Source organism: Lyngbya sp. PCC 8106 (assembly GCF_000169095.1).
In the GTDB taxonomy this organism is placed as follows: domain Bacteria; phylum Cyanobacteriota; class Cyanobacteriia; order Cyanobacteriales; family Microcoleaceae; genus Capilliphycus.
In genome coordinates, this window is the sequence record NZ_AAVU01000021.1 from 86,594 (window position 1) to 108,332 (window position 21,739).

Annotated in this window: 21 protein-coding genes and 2 pseudogenes; 11 read left to right on the forward strand and 12 right to left on the reverse strand. The window is 41.7% G+C overall.

Annotation, left to right across the window (positions count from 1 at the left end; genetic code table 11):
• Positions 1-268: 268 nt before the first annotated feature.
• On the forward strand, positions 269-1,339 hold the full coding sequence (gene trpD, locus L8106_RS15505; protein WP_039896438.1) for an anthranilate phosphoribosyltransferase: 1,071 nt from the start codon (positions 269-271) through the stop codon (positions 1,337-1,339).
• A gap of 219 nt (positions 1,340-1,558) precedes the next feature.
• Here the strand turns inward: trpD and L8106_RS15510 are convergent, their stop codons facing one another.
• A complete protein-coding gene (locus L8106_RS15510; RefSeq protein ID WP_009785290.1) occupies positions 1,559-1,900 on the reverse strand; it encodes an antibiotic biosynthesis monooxygenase in 342 nt (113 codons plus the stop codon).
• A gap of 73 nt (positions 1,901-1,973) precedes the next feature.
• Positions 1,974-2,753, reverse strand: a complete 780-nt coding sequence (fetB, locus tag L8106_RS15515; RefSeq protein ID WP_009785291.1) for an ABC transporter permease — start codon at positions 2,751-2,753, stop codon at positions 1,974-1,976.
• A 53-nt stretch (positions 2,754-2,806) separates the two neighbouring features.
• Between fetB and L8106_RS15520 the strand changes: the two genes are divergently transcribed.
• Both L8106_RS15520 and L8106_RS15525 read left to right on the forward strand, forming a co-directional pair.
• Positions 2,807-3,952 carry a DegT/DnrJ/EryC1/StrS aminotransferase family protein gene (locus L8106_RS15520; protein WP_009785292.1) on the forward strand — a complete coding sequence of 382 codons (1,146 nt, stop codon included), beginning with the start codon at positions 2,807-2,809 and terminating at the stop codon, positions 3,950-3,952.
• Positions 3,953-4,118: 166 nt separating this feature from the next.
• A complete protein-coding gene (locus L8106_RS15525; protein ID WP_009785293.1) occupies positions 4,119-5,798 on the forward strand; it encodes an AarF/ABC1/UbiB kinase family protein in 1,680 nt (559 codons plus the stop codon).
• 83 nt (positions 5,799-5,881) lie between these two features.
• On the opposite strand, the gene L8106_RS15530 is transcribed toward L8106_RS15525, so the two are convergent.
• The 4 genes from L8106_RS15530 to ltrA form a co-directional block, all read right to left on the reverse strand.
• Complete coding sequence (locus L8106_RS15530; RefSeq protein WP_009785294.1) at positions 5,882-6,082, reverse strand: hypothetical protein; 201 nt, start codon at positions 6,080-6,082, stop codon at positions 5,882-5,884.
• A gap of 57 nt (positions 6,083-6,139) precedes the next feature.
• Positions 6,140-6,331 (reverse strand): zinc ribbon domain-containing protein, encoded by a 192-nt coding sequence (locus L8106_RS34465; RefSeq protein ID WP_083798419.1) that lies wholly within the window; start codon positions 6,329-6,331, stop codon positions 6,140-6,142.
• Positions 6,324-7,247 (reverse strand): RNA-guided endonuclease TnpB family protein, encoded by a 924-nt coding sequence (locus L8106_RS15535; protein WP_009785295.1) that lies wholly within the window; start codon positions 7,245-7,247, stop codon positions 6,324-6,326. Before L8106_RS15535 ends, L8106_RS34465 begins: the two co-directional genes overlap by 8 nt.
• Positions 7,248-7,358: 111 nt before the next feature.
• Positions 7,359-9,089, reverse strand: a complete 1,731-nt coding sequence (gene ltrA, locus L8106_RS15540; RefSeq protein WP_009785296.1) for a group II intron reverse transcriptase/maturase — start codon at positions 9,087-9,089, stop codon at positions 7,359-7,361.
• Positions 9,090-9,826: 737 nt separating this feature from the next.
• Between ltrA and tnpA the strand changes: the two genes are divergently transcribed.
• The gene (tnpA, locus tag L8106_RS15545; RefSeq protein WP_009785297.1) at positions 9,827-10,240 is read left to right on the forward strand and encodes an IS200/IS605 family transposase; all 414 of its coding nucleotides are present in this window, start codon (positions 9,827-9,829) and stop codon (positions 10,238-10,240) included.
• A gap of 207 nt (positions 10,241-10,447) precedes the next feature.
• Positions 10,448-10,927 (forward strand): NUDIX domain-containing protein, encoded by a 480-nt coding sequence (locus L8106_RS15550; RefSeq protein WP_009785298.1) that lies wholly within the window; start codon positions 10,448-10,450, stop codon positions 10,925-10,927.
• 232 nt (positions 10,928-11,159) lie between these two features.
• Here L8106_RS15550 and L8106_RS15555 read toward each other — a convergent pair whose 3' ends face one another.
• From L8106_RS15555 to L8106_RS15565, 3 genes are read right to left on the reverse strand one after another with little or no spacing between them, the layout of a single operon-like run.
• On the reverse strand, positions 11,160-11,972 hold the full coding sequence (locus L8106_RS15555; protein WP_009785299.1) for an ABC transporter permease: 813 nt from the start codon (positions 11,970-11,972) through the stop codon (positions 11,160-11,162).
• 34 nt (positions 11,973-12,006) lie between these two features.
• On the reverse strand, positions 12,007-12,774 hold the full coding sequence (locus L8106_RS15560) for an ABC transporter ATP-binding protein (protein ID WP_009785300.1): 768 nt from the start codon (positions 12,772-12,774) through the stop codon (positions 12,007-12,009).
• Positions 12,775-12,803: 29 nt separating this feature from the next.
• Positions 12,804-13,853 (reverse strand): ABC transporter substrate-binding protein, encoded by a 1,050-nt coding sequence (locus L8106_RS15565; RefSeq protein ID WP_009785301.1) that lies wholly within the window; start codon positions 13,851-13,853, stop codon positions 12,804-12,806.
• Positions 13,854-14,108: 255 nt separating this feature from the next.
• Here L8106_RS15565 and L8106_RS15570 point away from each other — a divergent pair, with 255 nt between their 5' ends.
• Both L8106_RS15570 and L8106_RS15575 read left to right on the forward strand, forming a co-directional pair.
• Positions 14,109-14,528 (forward strand): SDR family NAD(P)-dependent oxidoreductase, encoded by a 420-nt coding sequence (locus tag L8106_RS15570; RefSeq protein WP_009785302.1) that lies wholly within the window; start codon positions 14,109-14,111, stop codon positions 14,526-14,528.
• An 830-nt stretch (positions 14,529-15,358) separates the two neighbouring features.
• The gene (locus L8106_RS15575; protein ID WP_009785303.1) at positions 15,359-15,853 is read left to right on the forward strand and encodes an SET domain-containing protein-lysine N-methyltransferase; all 495 of its coding nucleotides are present in this window, start codon (positions 15,359-15,361) and stop codon (positions 15,851-15,853) included.
• Between the two features lie 221 nt (positions 15,854-16,074).
• Here L8106_RS15575 and L8106_RS31480 read toward each other — a convergent pair.
• Positions 16,075-16,802 (reverse strand): IS1-like element ISLysp1 family transposase gene (locus L8106_RS31480; RefSeq protein ID WP_156803696.1). Its coding sequence is split into 2 segments (ribosomal slippage): positions 16,075-16,514 and positions 16,514-16,802, totalling 729 coding nucleotides; the frame shifts between segments, so codons are not numbered across the junction.
• A 250-nt stretch (positions 16,803-17,052) separates the two neighbouring features.
• Here L8106_RS31480 and L8106_RS15590 point away from each other — a divergent pair.
• The 4 genes from L8106_RS15590 (at position 17,053) to queD (ending at position 20,519) form a co-directional block, all read left to right on the forward strand.
• Complete coding sequence (locus L8106_RS15590) at positions 17,053-18,255, forward strand: LL-diaminopimelate aminotransferase (protein ID WP_009785306.1); 1,203 nt, start codon at positions 17,053-17,055, stop codon at positions 18,253-18,255.
• Positions 18,256-18,302: 47 nt separating this feature from the next.
• On the forward strand, positions 18,303-18,989 hold the full coding sequence (locus L8106_RS15595) for a 2OG-Fe(II) oxygenase family protein (RefSeq protein ID WP_009785307.1): 687 nt from the start codon (positions 18,303-18,305) through the stop codon (positions 18,987-18,989).
• Positions 18,990-19,059: 70 nt separating this feature from the next.
• Positions 19,060-20,031 carry an NAD(P)/FAD-dependent oxidoreductase gene (locus L8106_RS15600; RefSeq protein WP_232228500.1) on the forward strand — a complete coding sequence of 324 codons (972 nt, stop codon included), beginning with the start codon at positions 19,060-19,062 and terminating at the stop codon, positions 20,029-20,031.
• A gap of 35 nt (positions 20,032-20,066) precedes the next feature.
• Positions 20,067-20,519, forward strand: coding sequence for a 6-carboxytetrahydropterin synthase QueD (gene queD, locus L8106_RS15605; protein WP_009785309.1), 453 nt, complete (start codon positions 20,067-20,069; stop codon positions 20,517-20,519).
• A 114-nt stretch (positions 20,520-20,633) separates the two neighbouring features.
• Here the strand turns inward: queD and folK are convergent.
• Together folK and L8106_RS15610 are read right to left on the reverse strand one after the other, a co-directional pair.
• Positions 20,634-20,936 (reverse strand): annotated as a pseudogene (gene folK / locus L8106_RS34470) (2-amino-4-hydroxy-6-hydroxymethyldihydropteridine diphosphokinase); the annotation flags it as partial.
• Positions 20,937-21,173: 237 nt separating this feature from the next.
• Positions 21,174-21,728 (reverse strand): annotated as a pseudogene (locus L8106_RS15610) (transposase); the annotation flags it as partial.
• Positions 21,729-21,739: the final 11 nt, after the last annotated feature.

The following is a 21,739-nucleotide window of genomic DNA, read 5'->3' on the forward strand; positions in this document are numbered from 1 at the left end:
TTTTGTCCTGACTCATCGGATTTAATTACGGGTTAAATATCTTTGATGAGGCGATGAATTTCCATAATGTTGTTTTTTTCTTTTATTTTGAACTAAAATCTTTGTACATAATGGGGGATTTTGTGCAAGCTTTGTACCCCTAAATTGACATTTTCAGCCTGATTAAATTTTTTTGATTTTTCACTTGAGATCACTGATCAAGAAAGTAACCTTTAACGGTACAATTAACAATCAGGTTCTCAAACTGCCGATTAGATTTAATCCTGAAATGACTGTCACTGCTTCCCCAACACAAGATTCCAACTTCTGGCCGAATTTACTGCAACAACTTCTCGACGGTGACTCCCTCTCTGCTTTGCAAGCTTCAACGTTAATGGAGGGATGGCTAAACGAGGAAATTCCCCCGGTGCTTTCGGGTGCAATTTTGATGGCGTTGCAAACCAAAGGCGTCTCCGCAGAAGAATTGGCGGGAATGGCTTCTGTATTGCAGTCTCAGTCGGCGTCGGCTTCAACTCCTGTGACTCTGCCAAATTCTCCCTATCGGATTATTGATACTTGCGGGACTGGGGGAGATGGCGCTTCTACGTTTAATATTTCGACTGCTGTGGCGTTTGTAGCGGCGGCGGCTGGAGTTCCTGTTGCCAAACATGGGAACCGTTCGGCTTCGAGTAAAGTGGGTTCTGCGGATGTTTTAGAAGCGCTAGGAATTCAGTTAAATTCACCGTTTGAAAAAATTACTGCCGCATTAACAGAAGTTGGAATTACCTTTTTATTTGCACCCGGTTGGCATCCGGCGATGAAAGCGGTTGTTCCCCTGAGAAAAACGTTAAAAGTGCGAACGGTTTTTAACCTTTTGGGGCCGTTAGTTAATCCTTTAAAACCTGCGGGTCAAGTGATGGGTGTGTATGATCCCAATTTATTAGAAATCATTGCTGAAGCGTTAGGAAAATTAGGGTTAAAACAGGCAATTGTTCTATACGGACGAGAAAAACTTGATGAAGCGGGGTTGGGTGATTTAACAGATTTGGCTGTATTGTCAGAAGGGAAAGTTGAAAAAGTAACAATTAACCCGCAAGACTTGGGATTGAATTCGGCAGAAATAACGGCTTTAAAAGGCGGAGAAGTTGCCGAAAATTCTGAAATTTTGCAAAATGTTTTACAAGGAAAAGGAACATCTGCTCAACGAGATGTGGTGGCTTTAAATGCGTCTTTAGCCTTACAAGTTAGCGGTTTTGTTCCGATAGGAGATCATGTTTCTGGGCTGTCTGTTGCTCAGGATATTATCAGTAGCGGTGCGGCTTGGTCGAAACTCGAACAGTTGGTTAAATTCCTCAAGTAGGGTGCATCAAATAGTAAGCATTTTCTTCTGTTTTCAACAGATTAATTGTTTGATGCACCCGACCAAGTTAGAATGGGGTGCATCAAATAGTAAGCATTTTCGTCTGTTAGCAACAGATTAATTGTTTGATGAACCCGACCAAGTTAGAATGGGGTGCATCAAATAGTAAGCATTTTCTTCTGTTAGCAACAGATTAATTGTTTGATGCACCCTACGGGTTTATCCTTCTTCGGTGGCTAATTCTTGAGGATGAACTTCGCTACAAACTTGATAAAAAGAGGTTTTAGGTACTTTGGCAAATAGATGCGCCATTTCATTCATAATGGCTTCATAAACATCACTATGATTTTCATCCATATCATCTATATTTTCCCAAAAAATAATTGCAATTCCTTTATCCGTTCCCGGTTCCTGTAACAGATACGATCCTTTAAATCCTTTAGTATAAGTAGAAACCGCTTTTTCAAACAGTTGTTCAGCTTCATCAAACTTACCGGGTTTAAATTCACCGATCGCAACGTAGGCATATTGATGTTTGAGAAAATCTAAAAATTCTGACATTTTTAATCCAAAAGAATGACGGTTACTGGTCTTTTAGATAACCCGATCTGATCTGATCAAATCAAGTCAATCCTTAACGTTTTTGCAATTGCGCCTCAGTGTTAAAAAACTGACGACAAATGCCTGTACTCAACACTAGAATAGCAATCAAGTTAGCAACTGTGATCATCAACAGAATCAAAATTTGATAGGACACCGCATCCAACGGATTCACCCCAACGAGCAACTGACCTGTTAAAATACCCGGAAGCGTTGCAATTCCGACAATTGCCATAGAATTCAGTGTAGGAAGCAACCCCGCCCGCATCGCCTCTTGACGGTAGGGTTTGAGTGCTTGAGTCGGAGTCGCCCCTAAACTCAGATGAGTTTCAATCTCCACCTGTGAACGGTTCAACGTCGTGACTAAACGTTCCCCCGCGATCGAAGCCGCATTCATGGCATTTCCTAAAATAACTGCCAATAACGGAATCAGATATTGAGGACTATACAACGGTGTCGGCTGAATCACCAAGAATTGAGCATAACCGACAATCAACACCGCACTCAACCCCAAAGAAGCCCAAACCCACGGGAAAAGTCGAGGAACTTTTTTGCTGATGCGGTTGCGCGTGACAACGGTAACAAGCGTTAACATTAATAGCCCAAAGGCTAAAACCAGCCAAGGGTTAGGTTGATCGGGATCGAGAACCACCGCTAAAACATAACCCGCAACGGCTAACTGGACAATTGTTCGCGCCGTCGCTAGAAGAAATTGCCCCTCTAAGCCCAATTGCTGCCAAAATGATAAAGCGATCGCAATGACAATCAGTCCCAATGCTAACGCCAAGTCTGTAAAATCTAAGGGAATTAACAAAGCTATTCACTGATAACAGATAACTAATCTTAGATTTTAAGGTGGTGTGAAGCGTGAACAAAATCCCTCCTCTCGATCTTGGTCAACAGTACAAATTAATCGCACAAGAAGTCAGTCTCGCCGTCGGAAAGGTTTTAGCCTCGGGTTACTATATTGGGGGAACTGAGGTTGAACAGTTTGAACAACAGTTTGGTAAATACATTGGGGTTTCTGAGTGTATTGGCTGTAACTCCGGTACCGATGCGTTATTTCTCGCCCTCCGCGCCCTTGATATTGGCCCGGGTGATGAAGTGATTGTTCCGGTATTTACCTTTATTGCCACCGCAGAAGTCGTGAGTGCAGTCGGGGCGACTCCGGTGTTTGTCGATATTGAGGCGAATACTTTTAACCTCGATGTTAACCAAGTAGAAACCGCAATTACTTCTCAAACCAAAGCGATTATTCCTGTACACTTGTTTGGTCAGTCGGTGAATATGACTCGGTTGATGGCAATTGCCCGGACTCACCATTTAGCTGTGATTGAAGATTGCGCCCAGGCGACCGGGGCAACTTGGGACGGTCAAAAAGTCGGTTATATTGGGGATATTGGCTGTTTTAGTTTCTTCCCAACAAAAAATCTTGGGGCTTGTGGAGATGGAGGTGCCGTTACAACGAATGATCAAGCGATCGCCGCTAAAATTCGCATAATTAAAGATCATGGACAATCGAGCAAGTATAATTCGGCGGTTGTGGGGATTAATAGTCGATTGGATGCACTCCAAGCCGCTATTTTGAACGTTAAACTGCGTTATCTCGATCAATGGAATGCTCAACGCGATCGCATCGCCAGACGCTATCATCAGCTTCTTGGGGTCGTTCCTGGCTTGATTCTTCCTCAAGAACTCCCGGACGGACAAAGTGTTTGGAATCAATATACCGTTCGAGTGATGCCGCGTTCTTCTGAGAATGGTTCTTCTTGGATTTTTGATCGAAATGTTGTTCGCGCACAGTTGCAAGAACAGGGAATTAGTACGATGATTTATTATCCCGTACCGTTGCACTTGCAGCCTCTTTATCAAAATTTAGACGATCAACCGGGTCAGTTTCCGGTCGCTGAACAACTCTGTCAGGAGGTGTTATCGTTGCCAATTTTTCCCGAACTGACAACCGTTCAACAAGACTGTGTGATCTATGCGATCAAAGATTGTTTGAGCCAATAGGTAAATTTACTTTCAATCTGGGTGTGTAGTTTTGTATACTGTTAATTAACAAAACGATAACAACAAGATAAACATAAAATTACAGAACAGAGCCGCTCAATCTGAGTCGATCTGTCCACTGTAACCCCCCAGTTAAAATTCAGCGTTCAAGAGGAAAAATAAAAGCGTGAGTCCACACCCATTCACATCTGAACGGTGTTATGACCCAAGAGCGATCGCCCAGTATTATCGCCGTCGTCCCTGGCAAGCTATTTGGCGGGCTATAACCGTAGTCTGGTTTTTTGCAGGCTTTGTTTGGGGTCTGTTTTGGGATCGATGGCGCCGACCCGAAGTTGAACATACACCGGAACGAGCGACTCAACTCCGAGAAATCCTAACTTATCTCGGCCCAACATTTATCAAAGTGGGTCAAGCCCTTTCGACCCGTCCTGACTTAATTCGCAAAGACTTTTTAGAAGAATTAACCCGACTTCAGGATCAGTTACCGCCTTTCAACACTGAAGTGGCGATGGCAATTTTAGAAATGGACTTAGACCGAGACATCCAAAGTGTTTTTAGTCAAGTTTCGCCTGAACCTGTCGCCGCAGCCAGTTTAGGTCAAGTGTATCGCGCCCGTTTGCGATCGGGTGAAGAAGTTGCGATTAAAATTCAGCGACCCCATTTAGTTCCCATTATCACCTTAGATTTATATCTGATGCGATGGGCAGCAGGTTGGATAGCTCCTTGGCTACCGCTTAATCTCGGCCACGATTTGACTTTAATTGTCGATGAATTTGGGATTAAACTGTTTGAGGAGATCGATTATCTCAATGAAGGTCGCAATGCCGAACGATTTGGTGCCTATTTTAGCGATGATCCGACGATAAAAGTTCCTGAAATCTACTGGAAATATACCAGCACTCGAGTTCTAGTTCTTGAATGGATTAACGGGTTTAAACTGACTGATGTTGACAGTATTCAAGCAGCAGGTTTAGATCTCGATAATCTGATTTTACTGGGAGTGACAAGCGGTTTAAGACAACTGCTAGAATTTGGATTTTTTCACGCCGATCCTCACCCTGGAAATCTATTTGCAATGCCTGATGGTCGCATGGCATTTATTGATTTTGGCATGATGGATCAGCTAGAACAAGATGTTAAAGAAACCTTAGTGGGTTCTGTTGTTCATCTGATTAATCGAGATTACAACGATTTAGCCAAAGACTTTGTTAAATTAGGATTTCTGACACCGGAAACTGATATTACACCGATTGTTCCTTCTTTAGAAAAGGTACTGGGAAATGCAATGGGTGAAAGTGTTCAGGATTTTAATTTCAAAACAATTACGGATAGTTTCTCGGAATTGATGTATGATTATCCCTTCCGAGTTCCGGCAAAATTTGCCCTGATTATTCGCTCTTTGGTGACGCAAGAAGGAATTGCCCTAACGCTTAATTCTGGTTTTAAAATTGTTGATGTTGCTTATCCCTATGTTGCTCGTCGTTTGCTAAAAGGTGAAACTCCGGCTTTACGTCGTCGCTTGATTGAGGTATTAATAAAAGACGGGAAGTTTAACTGGCAACGGTTGGAGAATATGTTGGTGATCGCTCAGTCTGATCAAACTTTTGATATTCTACCCACCGCTCAACTCGGTTTGCAATATTTACTATCCCCAGAAGGAGATTTTCTTCGCCGTCAAATCATTTTAGCTTTGACTGAAGATGAGCGCTTACATACTGAAGAAGTCAGTCGGATTTGGAGTTTAGTTGGAGATCATATTCAACCCGCTCGCTTGTTTAATGTTGCAATTGGTGCGATCGCCGATTTTTCCACCACCCAAGTCGCCGCTTTGCGACTACTACAGTAGAAGCCGCTGATCAAAATATCTGCTACCAATATGGGCTGAATATTTTGATTAATTTCGAGTAGAAAAAGTTTGATAAAATTTGATTAGTGAGGTCTACAATCAGATAGAAATTCATAGGCTGAGTGCAACTTTCTAAAAAAGACAGAAGATAGAGACAATTCAACCAAACAACTGGGATTACGAGTTAATAATGCAGCATTCATTAATTCAAATATAGCATCAGCCGCTGCGCCTATCTGATTGTAGACATTTTGGTGAAACTCTTGCAATCGTTTCAGTTTCATCTGGATTAGAGAAAATTTATGTCAACTACCACACCCACAAGGGGATGCGGCTTGTAACTAGGAAACATAATTTCCTGAAACATACGGGGTATTGACTGACCCCTGCTCCTCCGGAGCGTGGGTAGAGGAGAGAATATAGTCATCTCTAATATTCAAAGCAGCGTTAAGATCCGCGTGTGTTTGATGCCCACAATTTTTGCAATAGAACCTGGATTTGTGGCGATTTGTTCGCCGAATATGTTTACAAATATTGCATTTTTGCTCTTGTGTAACGAGGGTCTTGGTAAACTACTTTTTTACCCAAAGCTTCTGCCTTGTAAGTCAGAAATTGTTCTTGTTGGTAAAACGCCCAACTTCCCAACCATTTGTTCATTTTTTTGCCGCGTCTTCGAGTGCGAATACTCGACAAATCTTCTAGTACAAAAGCTGCTATTCCTGGTTGGTTGGCTAGCTTCTTACTTACACAATGATTTGTGTCCCGCATGAACCGATAATCGCATCCAGACATCGTTTTTAGGCGACGCTTGGCACTGCGAGTGCCTTTTTGCTGGAGTTGACGACGATTGTATAGGTAACGCCTTTGTACTGCCCTGATCCTGGATGAACTAAAGAATTGCCCGTTACTGGTAACAGCTTGATGATATAGCCCACGGTCAATTCCTTGAATTCCCCCTTCTAATTGAGTCGGTGTTTCTGTCTCAAAAACCAGTCTCACCCAAAACTGTTTATTATGTTTTGAGTAAGTTAGTGTAGCCGCACGAAACTCCCAAGTTTCAAAGACTTCTTGGAAATATTCCGGCACATTCAAGATGAGTTTTTCACGTTTGCCAATACAACTAAGGGTTAATTGATGTCCTCTTAGCGTCATCGTGCGCTTGTCGTAACGCAATCCTGATGTCGGTTTTTTTCTGGGATGCCGCTTGAATTTTGTAGCTTTAACTGCCTCCATCGCGCTATCTCGAACCGTTTGCAGTAGTGCAGACGGCACATTTGGGTGCTGCAATCTGGCTTTGGCGTACAAAGCTTTGTGAGCCTTGTTTTTGTTATACGTCCGTTCTTTCAATGCCCAGTCAACGTGTTGATTAAAGATGTCAGCACAAAACCCCATGAGGGGTAAAAACCTCTTATGGGGTAAATCGACAGGGATGGAAACGGTACGTTTCATAGGTGGTATTACCTGAGAAATCGTATTAGGGGTCGAGGGAGGCTTTACAACTCCCGACTCCCATTCAAAACCGTGCTTGCTACTTTCACAGCACACGGCTCCTAGTACAAGTTATCTGTTATCATCAGAACATCCGGTTTCTTTTGAGTTGTAAGACCCATCGGTTGCCGTTTTAATGTCGTGACAATGGCGATGCAATAATTGCAGATTTTTGTATTCATCTTTACCGCCTACAGACGTTGGGATGATATGATCGATTTCTACAATATCATCTGGGGTGAAATATTGTCCAGATGATTTACATTTGCCTTTTTGCTTTTTGAGCAAATTTGCTACTCGTTTAGGTACATCGTAGGCTGTGCCTTTTCGTGTACTCCAATAAGTCCAGTTTCCATCATAGGGTGATGCTTCAGGTCTTATAGTTACGTGACGTTTAATAGTTGTTTCAGCATGGTTTAGTAGTTTATAACCATCCTTGGTTTCAAAACTCCATGCCATATTACCGTTTTTCCTGAAGTATTTCTTCAGTTGATCGTAACTAGCTTTACCGCATCTGCTAACTGTCCATGCTCTTAATCTTTGCCATCTGATGTGGTCTAAAGAGGAGAATATCTCTTTGGAGACAACTTTGGAATGGTAATTGCACCATCCTCTGATTACCGGGTTTAGGTGTTTGATTAATGCGTACTGGGGTGCAGTTTTGTGAGTTTTAATCACTTCTTTCACCTTGTCCGTGTGAAGCTCTATTGCCTTCTTACTAGGTTTTATTATGGTTCCGAACCCTAGTAGTTTTGAGTTCGCACTACCAGTCTTACCAGAGTGGTGTTTACCAACTGGATATTGTCTGAAGTTCCAACCTAGAAAGTCGAATCCGGGTTTAGCCTTTATGCCTTTCACTTCAATTTCTTTTAGTGTATGACATATACGGGTTTTAGCTGGTTTCAGTTCTAACCCGACAGGTTTTAACCATTCTTCTATGGCAACTTGGCACTGTTGAATGACTTCTAATTGTGGGCTGATTACCACGAAGTCATCTGCATATCTGATGATTTTTGCGTAGTTTTTATTGTTGTTTGTTCTTTTTGGAAAGATTTTCTCAACAAGCCTACTCATTCCATTCAGTGCGATGTTAGCAAGTAGAGGACTAATAACACCTCCTTGTGGTGTGCCTGCCTCTGTTGCCTCAAATATGCAGTTGTCCATAACTCCAGCCTTCAACCATTGTCTGATTTGGGCTTTTATTGTTGATGGACAATCAATTTTGGACAGTAGGTGTTCATGGTTAATCTGGTCGAAACATTTTGCGATGTCAGCATCTAAGATGTAATATTCACCTTGATTGATACTTTGGAAGATTCGTGACATTGCGTCATGGGCTGAACGTCCGGGTCTAAACCCGTAGCTTTCCCCCTCGAATCTGGCTTCCCATTGTGGTTCCAATGCAGATTTTACCAAAGCTTGCCTTACTCTATCGTGTATAGTCGGGATTCCTAAAGGGCGTTTTTCATCCTTGGATTTGGGTATCCATTTCCTTCGGAGTGGTGCCTTTTGGTATTTGCTTAGATTTTTGGCAAGTTCTAACCGTTGATTGGGTGTAATAGATTTGATTCCATCTACCCCGGCTGTTTTCTTACCCTGATTATCTTGAGTAACCCTTCTTATTGCTAAGAGTTTGGCGTAATACGACTTAACTAGGAGCTTTTGAAGCTTTCGAGCTTTCGCATTTTGTCCCGATAATGATGCCTGGTAAATTCTCTTTTGCAGCTTAAATACTATCCGTTGAACTTTCGCCCAATTGATTGTATTCCATGCAGTCGTAGTCTTGGTTATACTCGTTTTCACCGTTTTAACTGCTAATTGAAACTTTACCTAACAACTTGACCGGAATCTATCAGCGTATCCTAAACATTACATCTAGGCTTTAGCTTCTGACTCCATCTTTCGCCCTCATAACATTCGCCTTAGATTTGTGGCTACCTATCAGTATTCGACCTCTGTAGGGGTATATGAGGGGTTTTAACGTTCCTTGAAAACGGGGTTATTGCCTTTAGAATCGTCCTATCCGCCGGGGTACTTTTGGGAGTCTGTGTAATTAGTATAATCAAACCTCTTACCTCTTTGAAGAAGTGTATTGAAACTTCTACCTTTTCCCCTTGTTCTTTTGAACGCAGCGTAGTCAAGTCATTTCGCTACTTACTGTTCACGACGGTTCAAGCCAGATGTTCACTTTCGTTATTCTTGGGCAATTAGCTAGAGAACTTCTTTGGTATTTGACTTATACCTGATTTCCCGTTATTTCCAGCTTCAGTGTTTTGATAATCAGTCTGACACTGTGGAAATTGCCTTAACTCTTTGGATTTGTTTACTACTTCCTGTTGGGGTTCATATCCAATTCTATTGACTCCGAGTTTGACCTTCCTTTAAGGTCACATTTTCAAAGTTAAAGTGGGCTTTGTTTTTCAAAAACCACTTCCCTGCTTACGTTTCGGGTTTTATCCCTTCACTTTGACAGGAACATTTCGCACGATTATATTTAGAATAGCGCAAAGCTTATATATTCAATTGATAAATACTGAACCATGAAAATACTGTCTTCTTCTCACGCTCAACACTGCCTTGGATACCACATCATCGTAGTCCCAAATACCGTCCTGCCCGTTCTTGAAGGCGCGGTAGAGGTCGAATTGAAACGCATTATTGGCGAAATCTGCAAGACCTATAGATGGAAACTTCATGCACGGTCGATCATGCCCGATCATGTTCATGTATTCGTACAAGCAGATCATACGACTGCACCAGTCGAAATTGCCAAAACCATAAAATCAATTTCTGCTGTACACATCTTCAGTACATTTAAAGAACTTAAAAAACGTCGCTTTTGGGGGTCGGGAATGGGTCGCGATGGTACGTTTTACTCTTCCGTGGGTGGAGTTTCGGAAAAGGCAATCAAGCAGTACATCGAAACTCAAAAACAACGAGATCACACAAAATGAATGGGCATTGAACCCATCCATTTTGCCGTGCTTTCATTCCCGCCCACAAGGGACGGGGTTTTACGCACGATCAATAAACTTTTAATTCTCTCATCCAGATAAACTCGGGGACAAGTCCTATGGTTAGATTAGTCTAAACTCCAGTATCTGGTAAAATGTGATCGGAATATTTAACTTGAACAACTAATTTACCAGTCAATAATCAAAGTGAGCAAACAAAATCCAACGACCCTAGCAAAAACATCGGTTCCATCGGGACAAAAGCAATTTCCCTTGACTACGGTAGGTGCTTTTGTGGTCAATGATCGCGGAAAAGTCTTAATCGTGAAAACAACTAAGTGGCGAGGAACATGGGGCGTTCCTGGGGGAAAAGTTGAATGGGGGGAAAGTCTTGTTTCCGCTTTAATTCGAGAATTCCAAGAAGAAGTGGGTTTGGAGTTGACTCAAATCCGCTTTGCCTTGTTACAAGAAGCTGTTCTGGATTCACAGTTTTTCCAACCCGCTCATTTCATTATGATCAACTATTATGCCTTCTCAGCCAGTGAAACGATTACGCCCAACGAAGAAATTGTCGAATGGGCTTGGGTTACGCCCCAAGAGGCAATGAAGTATGATCTCAATACCTATACTCGAATTTTAATTCAAAATTATATCGACAAAAATATCGCTCAACTGTATCATAACTAATCGGTAAAGTTAACCATAAGTAATGGTGCAAAAAAGCCCTTGTCACCGGATCAGCAGTTGAAATTGGACGGGCGTTCACACCTCACTTAGCTAGTCATAAATTTGATGTCGCTTTTCACTAACTACATTGACGACTCCTACCGTTAACCTCCTCTTGTCGCTGTAACCTGGGATTCTTAATTCTTGAAACAGATAGGATAAAGAATTTATCTGTGTTCTCTATGGTTTCAGACTATTTTATAGAACTTTCATGCCATTTTCCTAACAGTAAGTTAGATAAAGTGCTTAAAACCAGAAAAATCACAATCCCCAAAACACTAATAATCACTAAAGCGGCAAACATTCGCGGAATTTCTAGATTGTAACTAGCAATTAACATTTGATAAGCTAATCCTGAGTTAGTTCCCCCGGTTCCCGCGACAAATTCCGCAACTACAGCGCCAATTAATGATAACCCCCCACTAATTCGTAAAGCGGATAAATAATAAGGCAATGCACTGGGTAATCTTAAATAGAGCATCGTTTGCCAGCGAGAGGCTTTGTAAAGGCGAAACAAATCCCGCAAATTAGAATCAACGCTATTCAGTCCAAAGGTTGTATTAGAAATAATCGGAAAAAAAGCCACAATCCAAGCACAAAGAACTAATGCGGCAAAGGTATTGTTTCTTAGCCAAATAATAATTAAAGGTGCGATCGCTGCTAACGGAACCGTTTGTAGGATTACCGCATAAGGATATAAGCTTTTTTCAATCCATTTACTCTGCGCCATCAACATGGCAATCAATAACCCCAAAACTGCCGCCGTAATAAACGCAACTACGGTAATTTTTAAGGTAACTATTAAGGCCGGGGCTAAAAGATACCAGTCAGCGATTAATGTTTTCAGAATTAGACTAGGACTGGGCAGCAGATAGGGAGGGATGTTGGCGATTTTCACCGAAGATTCCCAAGTCAGTAAGACGACAATTCCTACGGCAACTGGTGCCAGAAAATCAAGAGAGACTAAGTAGTTTAATCTCAGCTTTTCCCAGATTGAATTTTTCATATCCTTGCTCATATTCTATCAGGTTTAATATGGATTAAACGGTTCTTTGCGGCATCATTCCTTTGGACAGTTCAGTCGCCACTTGCTGGCAATATTGGGAATAAAGCAGGGAAGTGCGAAATGCTTCAGAACGTGGATAAGGTTGGTTAATGGGAATATCGGCGATCGCTCGACCTGGACTCGGTGCCATCACCACGACTCGATTGGATAGATAAACCGCTTCATATATATTGTGGGTGACAAAAATAATTGTCCAATTTTGTTGACTCCATAAATTCAGCAATTCCACATTTAACTGAGTGCGGGTAATATCATCTAATGCGCCAAAAGGTTCATCCATGAGTAAAACTGTGGGAGATGTTACCAGGGATCTGGCAATAGAAACCCGCATTTTCATCCCTCCAGAAAGCTGGCGGGGATAAGCATGAGCAAAGTTTTCTAATCCCACTAATTTCAAGGCTTCGTTAATGGCATAATCTGCCGCTTTTTTCGACATTCCTGCCAATTTTAAAGGTAAACGTACATTTCCCTTCACTGTAGACCAAGGCATTAAAGCAGGTTCTTGGAAGACAAAAGCGAGATTTTTTTTGTCAGTGCGATCGCGCCATTGAATGGTTCCTGAACTGCGAGGCGTTAGTCCGGCAATGATGCGGAGTAAGGTACTTTTGCCACACCCCGAAGGCCCGACCAAACTGATAAATTCACATTGATTAATCGTTAAGTTTAAGTCGGTGAGTGCGAGAGTGTCATTGTCAAAAAACTTACTCACCTGACTGAGAGTAATTAAAGGTTGAGAATTCATAGGCGATCGCTCCATTCATATTGATAGCGTTATTTAGATAAATAATAATCGACTCCTTTATTCACAAAATCAAAAGTATAAGCCTGTTTATAATCCGTATTCCCGTCTAAGACTCCCACCGCCACTAAATCATTAAATAAAGTTTCCCAACGTTGGTCGTTCATCGCGCCAATGCCCAGGGTTTCAGCATCTTCTGAGAAGATTACATCATATTCTTTTAGCTTATTGAACCCATAGGCAATCAGGTCATCGGTCATTTCGGGATTATCTTTTTTAATCAGTTCATTGCCCGGTTCGGGATTTTGTAGATAGCTATACCATCCCTTAATTGAGGCATCTACAAACCGCTGAACTAAATCGGGATTGGTTTCTACTAATTTTTTTGTGGTTTCGATCGTAAACGCATAAGGATTATACCCGGCATCGGCTAAAAGTAAAATATTGGGTTTAAATCCTCCTTCTTTTTCAACAATGTAAGGTTCTGAGGTCAAAATTCCTTGTTGCGCTGAATTTTTATCCACTAAAAACGGAGCGACATTGAAGTTGTAGGGACGTTGCTGGTCGTCAGTAAAACCATACTTAGCCTTCAAAAATAGCCAAAAATTTGAACCCGGAGCGATAAAAATTGGGGAGCCTTTTAAATCCTCGAAAGAGTCATTGCCAACGCCAGGATGAGTTAATAAAACGCGGATGTCTTTTTGGAAAATAGCGGCCACTGTGATTTTGGGAATGCCTTGTTGGACGGCTTGGAGGGCATTAACCGCACCTCCCATAATCAAATCAACCACACCTCCCATGAGTAATTGAGTAGGATTGGTTTGGGGACTAGCTGGTTTAATGGCGACATCTAAACCCTGTTGTTGATAAATTCCGGTAGCAACTGCCTGATAGAACCCTCCATACTCGGCTTCTGCTTTCCAATCCAGGCTAAATTTAATCCGATCCAGATTGCCTTGTGATTCTGAAGTCCTAGAGTTTGAATTGGTACAAGCAGCCAAAATGTTACTGCCAAGAGCGAAGGCGCTAAGTTTCATAAATTGCCGCCGCTTGATTTGAGTGGGTTGATAGTTGTTCAGCATTAGGTTTCTGGTTGGATCCAATTACGTTGACAGAATTTCAGCAATTATTTTGAAATGCTGAGACGGTCTTTAGCAAGACTAAGTAAGAGTTCGATGACTCGGCCACCAGAGCATCCTCTTGGAGCCAAGCTCGGTAAAATGTAAAGATATATGAATTTTTTTGCCGAGTCCCCTAAGTTTCATTGTATACTTAAAGGTTGGATAACACTATCTAAATCCTCATATTGCTCAATTCTATTCTAATGAGATGAAAAGATGATGTTAAAAAAAGCCCTCGTCACCGGATCCGCAAGTGGAATTGGCAGGGTGATCGCTCTCGATCTGGCAAGTAAGGGATTTGATGTCGCCTTTCACTATAATAATAGTGCCGAAGCCGCCAAACAAGGGAGTCAAGAAGCTGCTACCCACGGCGTAAAATCGATTGCCCTGCAAGCAGATGTCACCAAACCAGAACAAGCCCAGTCTTTAGTAGAAAATGCAGCCGAAAAACTCGGAGGTTTATCTGTTGTGGTGAATAATGTAGGCAACTATTTGGAAACACCCACCAGCCAAACCTCTATAGAAGAGTGGCATCAAATGCTTGATTCAAACCTCAATGCCACCTTTTCTGTTATACTCAAGCAACAATTCCGTTTCTCAAGAAAGCAGGTTGGGGACGGATCGTCAACTTTGTGATCGCGAGCGCCCAAAATGTCAGCACCCCGCTCTAAAGAGACGGGGCATCATGCTTCTCTTTTTAGGTAGCTAGTACCCGCCTAAGTCCCTTGAGGGCTACGTTATCGGCAAGAGTTAACGTTCCTACCCGGAGATGCGTGGCCAGTCTCCGGCTCTAGAACCACAGCATTAAACAGTCCTACGAGGGGTAAGACAGTGTGTTGTGGAAAGTACCGACCGATAACATTGGCGAGGCAAACATTACCCCAGAAATGGGTGTTGGGGGCAACCATACCCCCATTAATTTTTTTACAGGCGGTTAAAACCGCTCGTGTCGAGTTTCCTCCCCGGTCTAAAGACACGGGGCTTCCACTCTACCGGACTATTTCCCGTGATAAAAGTAAAAGCGGTTTTAGAAACTCTTAGTCTAATTTAAAGATAAGAGAGATGTAATCTAGTATACGATTTGCGTTACTTTGAGTGGCTTCAAGGTATTTTCTGAATGTGATACAATCAAAAAACGCGAAAACCAAGCGATTAAAGCATTTAAGGCTTGACATCCCAGAGAATTCTTGTCTAGTGGGCAGCCTGTAAAAAGGTAACTGAGTAAAGCCATCAGTTTTAAATTTCCTGAAAATAGTGGAGTAGAGATCCAAAGTTGTGATTGAAAACTCAATAATAGGTTGGGTTCCAGCCGATTTTCAGCCTGTGGACAGGGTGCTGCCGACAGTCCTGGTTTGAAACAGGAAGCAAACAGTGCAAAAGTGTTGTAATGCGACGTTTTGTACAGGTTTTGTAGAACAGTTAAAACAGGCTTATGTATTATTGCAATTGTGTCAGGATTAAAATTAATGCAGATCACTGAAAAACAAACAAAAATTTGCTCGTTAATTTGCTCGTTCGCTGAAATTAGAGAGTGCCTAAAAACTGGGAGCAAATCTCTACACGCTACCGTCGATTTTATGCCGGGAGACGTCATCAGTAAATTTGGGGCTAAAGAGATATTAGATCGCCCAAACTATTTAACCGTACAAATCAGCGATCGCCAGCATATTATGCTCGATCCTGAATTTTTGCAATATATCAATCATAGTTGTACCCCTAACGTAGGTTTTGATACCACCGATTGGGTAGTGACGGCTTTGCGACGAATTAAAATCGGCGAACAACTGACATTCTTTTATCCATCAACAGAATGGTCGATGGATCGAGGATTTGATTGTCTGTGTAAAAGCGAAGCTTGCCTCGGATACATTCAAGGGGCTGCTCACTTGCCTGTAAATATGTTGACAAAATATAAACTGTCGCAGTACATACAGAAAAAGTTACAAATTGAAGTTGAGTAATGACAACTCATTAATATAGCGGGTCTCGATCGGGCATCGGGACATCACAAAATGGATTCGATGCCCGATCGCAGATCGCAAGTTTTCAATTTGTACCTCTGTCTAGATATAGCGATATAGCATCTTGGTTCCTGACTATCCCCGGGAACGACACCCTACCGATATATTTTATGGGTAAGTCCTATATATGTTTCCTTGGTAGTGATAAATATGTAGTGATACTAAAATTGAGATGCGATCGCTGAATTGTAGTAGTGAATAAAATTCCAAATGGCATCGATATGATTTTCCAATTTTTTCGAGAAAGATAAAGTCTTTCTAACCAGTCGAGAAACTCGTTGACGAAGAGTATTGTTCAATCGCTCAATATGATTAGTCAACCCAGTTTCTTTTCCGACAGATTTGTGTCTTTTATTAGGAAAAATATGTTCATAAGCCGACCAAAAATCCGTATAACACACTGCACATTGACGATACACTTTAGGAAGTGATCGCCACAGCCCTTTTGCTCCTTCTTCACTACAATCGCCCAAATCAAAACCAACAATTTCCTTGGTGTTTCTATCTACAGCCAACCACAGCCATTGCTTCTGTTTTTTGTTCCCGACAAATGACCACATTTCATCGGCTTGAATGGTCAGCTTTCCTCGTTTTTTTTTGAGACATTAATTTCCCGGGAAACCTCTTTATACTTGGCATTAATATAATCTTGCAACCATTTTCGTGAAACTCCTGTTACTCTAGCTATTCCAGCCAAGCTAATTTTTTCTAACAAGAGTTTCTCGATCAAATTTTTGGTGTCTTCAGAAATATAAATTTTGCGAGGATGTTCGACAAATTGCCTTCCACATTCGGTGCATTTGTATTTGGGCTTTTTGTTATGAATGCTACCATTTTTTACGATTTTCTGGCTTTGACATTGGGGACAAGTTAAGGCAGAATTATTCATGGCTTTAATTTTTTGTGAGTCTTCAGTTTATCAAGTCTCAGGCTAGGGATGAATGACTCCCAACCGATTTATATTTTACCAGTTTTTTCAAAGACTTTATTGTTGGTCTTACTGGCGATCGCATTGTTAATCAAACGATTCCTGACGGCTCGATTCTTCAAGAAAAGGTACAACAATATCAAAGATACTTCTAGTTAATACTGCTTATCACTATATATTTATTACTACCGTTTCCTTTACCCCTTCCGATATGGCTACCAAAAATTTCAATCTCAGTCAGCTAACTGGAGAAAAAACTTATACCGAAATTGTTTTTAACCAAGTGTGGGGTAAGGTAGAAGCCTATCGAAAAACCCATGGGCAACAGAAAATTTTTATGATGGCCTTTGGCGACACCACTCAGCCTTTGCCACCTACAGTGGTTGAAGCGATCGTCGATGCAGCCAATCGTTTGGGAGATCCGCAAACTTATACGGGGTATGAGGATATTACCGGAAATTTAGCCCTGAGAAAGGCAATTTGCGGCAACTATTACCAGAAAAAAATGAGCATCGAACTCGAACCGTCTGAAGTGTTTATCAGCGATGGCGCTCAATCGGCTTCAGTCAACATTCAAGAACTGTTTGCTTTAGATAATAAAGTGGCGGTGCAAAATCCCGCTTATCCGGCTTTTGTGGAGGCAACTTTACTGGCAGGTCGTCCATTGGTCAGCTTGTCCTGTGATGAGGAAAATAATTTTGTACCGGATCTGCCTTCAGAAAAAGTAGATCTGATTTATCTGTGCTTTCCGAATAACCCCACTGGAGCAGTTGCTACCTACGAACAGCTACAAGCTTTCGTGGACTATGCGAGGAGTCACAAAGCTGTAATTGTTTTCGATGCGGTTTATAGCTCTTTTATCACCCTTCCAAATATACCAAGGAGTATTTATGAGATTGAAGGGGCAAAAGAATGTGCCATTGAAATTGGCAGTTTTTCCAAAACTGCCAATTTTACGGGTTTGAGGATCGGTTGGTGTGTGATTCCTGATGCGCTAACGATTAAAAATACAGTGCCAGGAGAATTAAATAACTTGTGGCGAATCCGCCATGGGATTAAGTTTTGGGGAACGGCAAATGTAGCTCAATATGGGGCGATCGCTGCTTTATCTTCAAACGGACAAGAACAATGCCAGGAAGTCATAAATTATTACCTGAAAAATGCTCGATTACTCAGAAACGGTTTGGAAGCAACTGGGTTAAAATGTTTTGGTGCCACTGATAGTCCTTTTATTTGGGTAAAAGCGCCCCAAGGGTTGTCCTCTTGGCAGTTTTTTGACAAACTATTAGAATCCACAGGAATTGTAGGTGTTCCGGGTTGTATATTCGGTTCAAGTGGCGAAGGATTCTTACGTTTGAGCGTTCTGGGTCAGCACGAAGAGATTAAAGCTGCTTTGGAATATTTAGAATCTTAGTAAACTGTGTTTTGTCAAGAGAAATACACAAAAAAATAAGGAGTAAAATGGTGAGTCCGATTCAACTAGAACAGTATCCAATTATTGATGAATTAGAGCGAACAGAAGAATATCAGATCGAGCAAGTCAAAAACTATTTAACTCAATTTGGTTTTTTTTATATTAAAGATACCATTGAAGCCAGAGAACACATAGATCGAGAACTGGAAAGTCTCCAAAATTCAGTTGATGTCTATTACGGAGAAGATGCCTACACGGGTCAAGGATCTGTGTTTCATGGAACTTATAGCCGATTTGATAGCAAAGAAAATACAAAGGTCGAGAGATACATTAAATTTATTGAGAAGATCCTGCGTGTCATCTCTTGTGCTTGTGGATATCCGCCAGAATTTTTACAAGAGTTATCTCAAAAAGAAAACTACGGATTATATTTTTACGATCGAGAGGAAGAGTATATAAAATACATTGAAAATCTCGATCGCGAAGAGATTGCCGTTGGACCTCATCGAGATCGATCCTTAATTACTCTGGTCGTGTCAATCAAAGGATTAGAAGGCTATACAAAGGAATATAACTGGTTTTCTATGCCAGATCGGGAAGGCTATCTGATAGTCCAGGGCGGTACAATTTTGCAGGATCTAACTCAAAGCGCAATCAAGGCCAACATACATCGGGTTCGCGGACATGATTCCTCAAACGCATTATTTTGGAGTAACTTAGCCCCGGTTAATTGACTGAATCTTTAGGTTGTACAATTTTGCTAATCAACCTATCTGAGTTTATGGTTATGTTGAATCAAGTCTAATGATGAAAAAAATAGTTGTTATCATTGGAGGTGGCCCAGCTGGCATGTCTTGTGCTCTGTGGCTGAAACACCTCGGTTTTCACCCAATTATCATCGAAAAGAGCAAACAGCTTGGAGGTTTGCAAACTATTAATCCATTTCACAACAGATGGTATCTGGGAGTGCCCGGACAGACTGGAAAGGAACTTGCCCAGCAATTTCGCCGACATGTTGAAATAGAATTTCTGACAACACTCTTAGATTCTAAGTTAAAACGTATCACCCGTAAAAAAACTAAAGACAATTTCAGTATCTTCACGGAGGAACAGGAAATTACCGCGCAAGCCATAGCGATCGCCACAGGTCAAAGATTTAAAAGCTACGAATCTATCGAATCAATTGCCGGAAGTAACCAGCTTTTGTTATCACAAAATGTATGCTTTAATCCTGGCGCGATTCCCAGGACTCACGGACAGGTAGTTGCGGTGGTGGGGGGTGGTGATAACGGACTAGGAACCGCAGTAATGCTTGCGGATACTGCCAAACACGTTCACTTGTTCGTTCGCTCCCAGATTCGAGGATTTGGGATGAACCAAAAAATGGTTTTAGACTATATAGAAGCTGGAAAAATTACTTTGCATAAACCAGCAACGATCCACCAATTCGATCTGAGAGAAGAGAAGATTTATGTCACCTTCAAAGAGGGAGATAACCGGTCAGAAGAGATCCAGGTAGACTATATATGTTTTCGGATGGGCTTTGCACCGAACATAGAAGAGATCGTCGAATTGTTAGATGTTGGTGGGGTGGTATCTTTGGAACTGAATTCAGCCGGATATATCGCGACGGATCGATTTCTGCGTACATCGATTGCGAATGTTTATGCTGCGGGAGATTTGGTAAGTTTTTGGGATCCCTGTGTGGCCACAGCAGTCGGTCAGGATACAATTGCAGCGCGAAGTGTGGAAGAGGATTTGCGATCGAATGTTTAGTGCAGAATTTGCTTCATGCATCACAATAAATTACCATGAACTCAAATGAAGAAAAGAATAAAATATCTCAAGTGAGAAGAGATGAATCTAACTCCGAAAGTTGGACGATCGGCAAAGAATTTAGATTTGAGGCTTCCCACCAACTCCCGAATCATGATGGAAAATGTGCCAGATTGCATGGTCATTCTTGGCGTTGTACGATCTATGTTTCTGGGAATAGATTGATCTATTCTGGTGCCAAGCAGGGGATGATTATGGATTATGACGATATTAAAAAATATGTCAAACCGATAATGGATAATTATCTAGACCACTACCATTTAAATGATACGACAGGTCTAGCTAATCCCACCAGCGAAGCGATCGCCCAATGGATTTACGAGAAACTGGAAACGGAAATTCCCGGTCTGATAGCCGTAAGAGTTGATGAAACTTGTACCAGCCAATGTGTTTACTCAAAAGGAAAAGGGAATGTTTTGATTTTGTAAAATACCAATGACTGAGACGACTGGAGATGTGGCAAATCCAAGGCGATCGCTCCGCGACCTATGTGACGGGGCAATTGCTGCCCTATGGAGGATGATTTGCGAGAGTTTAGTTTCTTAGTTTCTTTCGCCCTTAGTGACGCTCTTAGTGACTCCAGAACAGTCTACCTTTTTGACCAGTTGAGAAATTGCCTCTCCAGAAACAGGTTCGACCCAATCTGGGGCAATTTCCGCTAAGGGGACTAAAACAAAGCCTCGTTCGGTCATCCGGGGATGTGGAATTTGCAAGTCGGGAGTTTCTAGAATTAAATCGCCAAATAATAGTACATCTAAATCTAAGGTTCGCGCACCCCAACGTTCTTGACGGACTCGACCAAATTGGTCTTCAATTGCTAGTAAAGTTGTTAGTAATTCTTGGGGTTGAGTTCTCCATGCTTTAAAAAACATGGATTCGTGCGCGGAATTGTTACACGGATTAAAATCCGCTTCACAATGCTGCTTACGATATGATCTAGAAAGATTGTCCAGAAAATATCGATGTGGGAGACTCAAGACTCCCCTAACAACCTTGGCTAATTGCTGTGTTGATACGTTTATTTTGCGGATTATATTGGCAGCACCATTACAATCTGCATTAATTAATTGTCCTTTGGAATCTCTGTACAAACCTCTTTTTACTCGCTTTCCTGATGAAATCCACCCTAACTCCTTCGGAGTGGCTTCGCCTACGGGTTTCTCACCGAATGTAGGTAGAGTATCGTTGTCTAAAAAGCTTGACCTCGATGTGTAAGATTCTTCAGTCTCGACAAACTCTATCCCGTGTTGTTCACAAAGTTGAGCGATACGGGATTTTAATTTTGCAGTAGGAACCTGCACGAAAGATTGGTTATTCTTCTTACCGATATTAATACCGTCTTTGTTGCGCTGGTTCCATCCAAATACAATGGTTGAAACCTTGTTTTTGAGACACCAGTTAATGATGAATCTTGCCGCCTTATCAACATTGTCGCGCATTTGACGGTTGCGCTTTTCGGTGACAGCCGCAAGCTGTTCATCCCAGTATCCCTGTAATGCACCAGTCTTTAACTTTGCAACCTGCTTGTTATACCATTGATTTTGAGACTTAACCTTTTTGCCATCAATAATAAATGATTTTCCGGTTGTGCTAACGCAAGTTAACCAATTATTTAAACCCGGGTCAATCCCAAGGATATGCTCAGTTT

What these genes read in the sequence shown, in the direction of transcription:
- trpD (WP_039896438.1), top strand. Translation starts at nt 269, where the DNA reads ATGACTGTCACTGCTTCCCCAACACAAGATTCCAACTTCTGGCCGAAT.
- L8106_RS15510 (WP_009785290.1), bottom strand. Translation starts at nt 1,900, where the DNA reads ATGTCAGAATTTTTAGATTTTCTCAAACATCAATATGCCTACGTTGCG.
- L8106_RS15530 (WP_009785294.1), bottom strand. Translation starts at nt 6,082, where the DNA reads ATGAAACTGAAACGATTGCAAGAGTTTCACCAAAATGTCTACAATCAG.
- L8106_RS15535 (WP_009785295.1), bottom strand. Translation starts at nt 7,247, where the DNA reads ATGAAACGTACCGTTTCCATCCCTGTCGATTTACCCCATAAGAGGTTT.
- tnpA (WP_009785297.1), top strand. Translation starts at nt 9,827, where the DNA reads ATGAAAATACTGTCTTCTTCTCACGCTCAACACTGCCTTGGATACCAC.
- L8106_RS15555 (WP_009785299.1), bottom strand. Translation starts at nt 11,972, where the DNA reads ATGAAAAATTCAATCTGGGAAAAGCTGAGATTAAACTACTTAGTCTCT.
- L8106_RS15560 (WP_009785300.1), bottom strand. Translation starts at nt 12,774, where the DNA reads ATGAATTCTCAACCTTTAATTACTCTCAGTCAGGTGAGTAAGTTTTTT.
- L8106_RS15565 (WP_009785301.1), bottom strand. Translation starts at nt 13,853, where the DNA reads ATGCTGAACAACTATCAACCCACTCAAATCAAGCGGCGGCAATTTATG.
- L8106_RS15570 (WP_009785302.1), top strand. Translation starts at nt 14,109, where the DNA reads ATGATGTTAAAAAAAGCCCTCGTCACCGGATCCGCAAGTGGAATTGGC.
- L8106_RS15575 (WP_009785303.1), top strand. Translation starts at nt 15,359, where the DNA reads ATGCAGATCACTGAAAAACAAACAAAAATTTGCTCGTTAATTTGCTCG.
- L8106_RS15590 (WP_009785306.1), top strand. Translation starts at nt 17,053, where the DNA reads ATGGCTACCAAAAATTTCAATCTCAGTCAGCTAACTGGAGAAAAAACT.
- L8106_RS15595 (WP_009785307.1), top strand. Translation starts at nt 18,303, where the DNA reads ATGGTGAGTCCGATTCAACTAGAACAGTATCCAATTATTGATGAATTA.
- L8106_RS15600 (WP_232228500.1), top strand. Translation starts at nt 19,060, where the DNA reads ATGATGAAAAAAATAGTTGTTATCATTGGAGGTGGCCCAGCTGGCATG.
- queD (WP_009785309.1), top strand. Translation starts at nt 20,067, where the DNA reads ATGAACTCAAATGAAGAAAAGAATAAAATATCTCAAGTGAGAAGAGAT.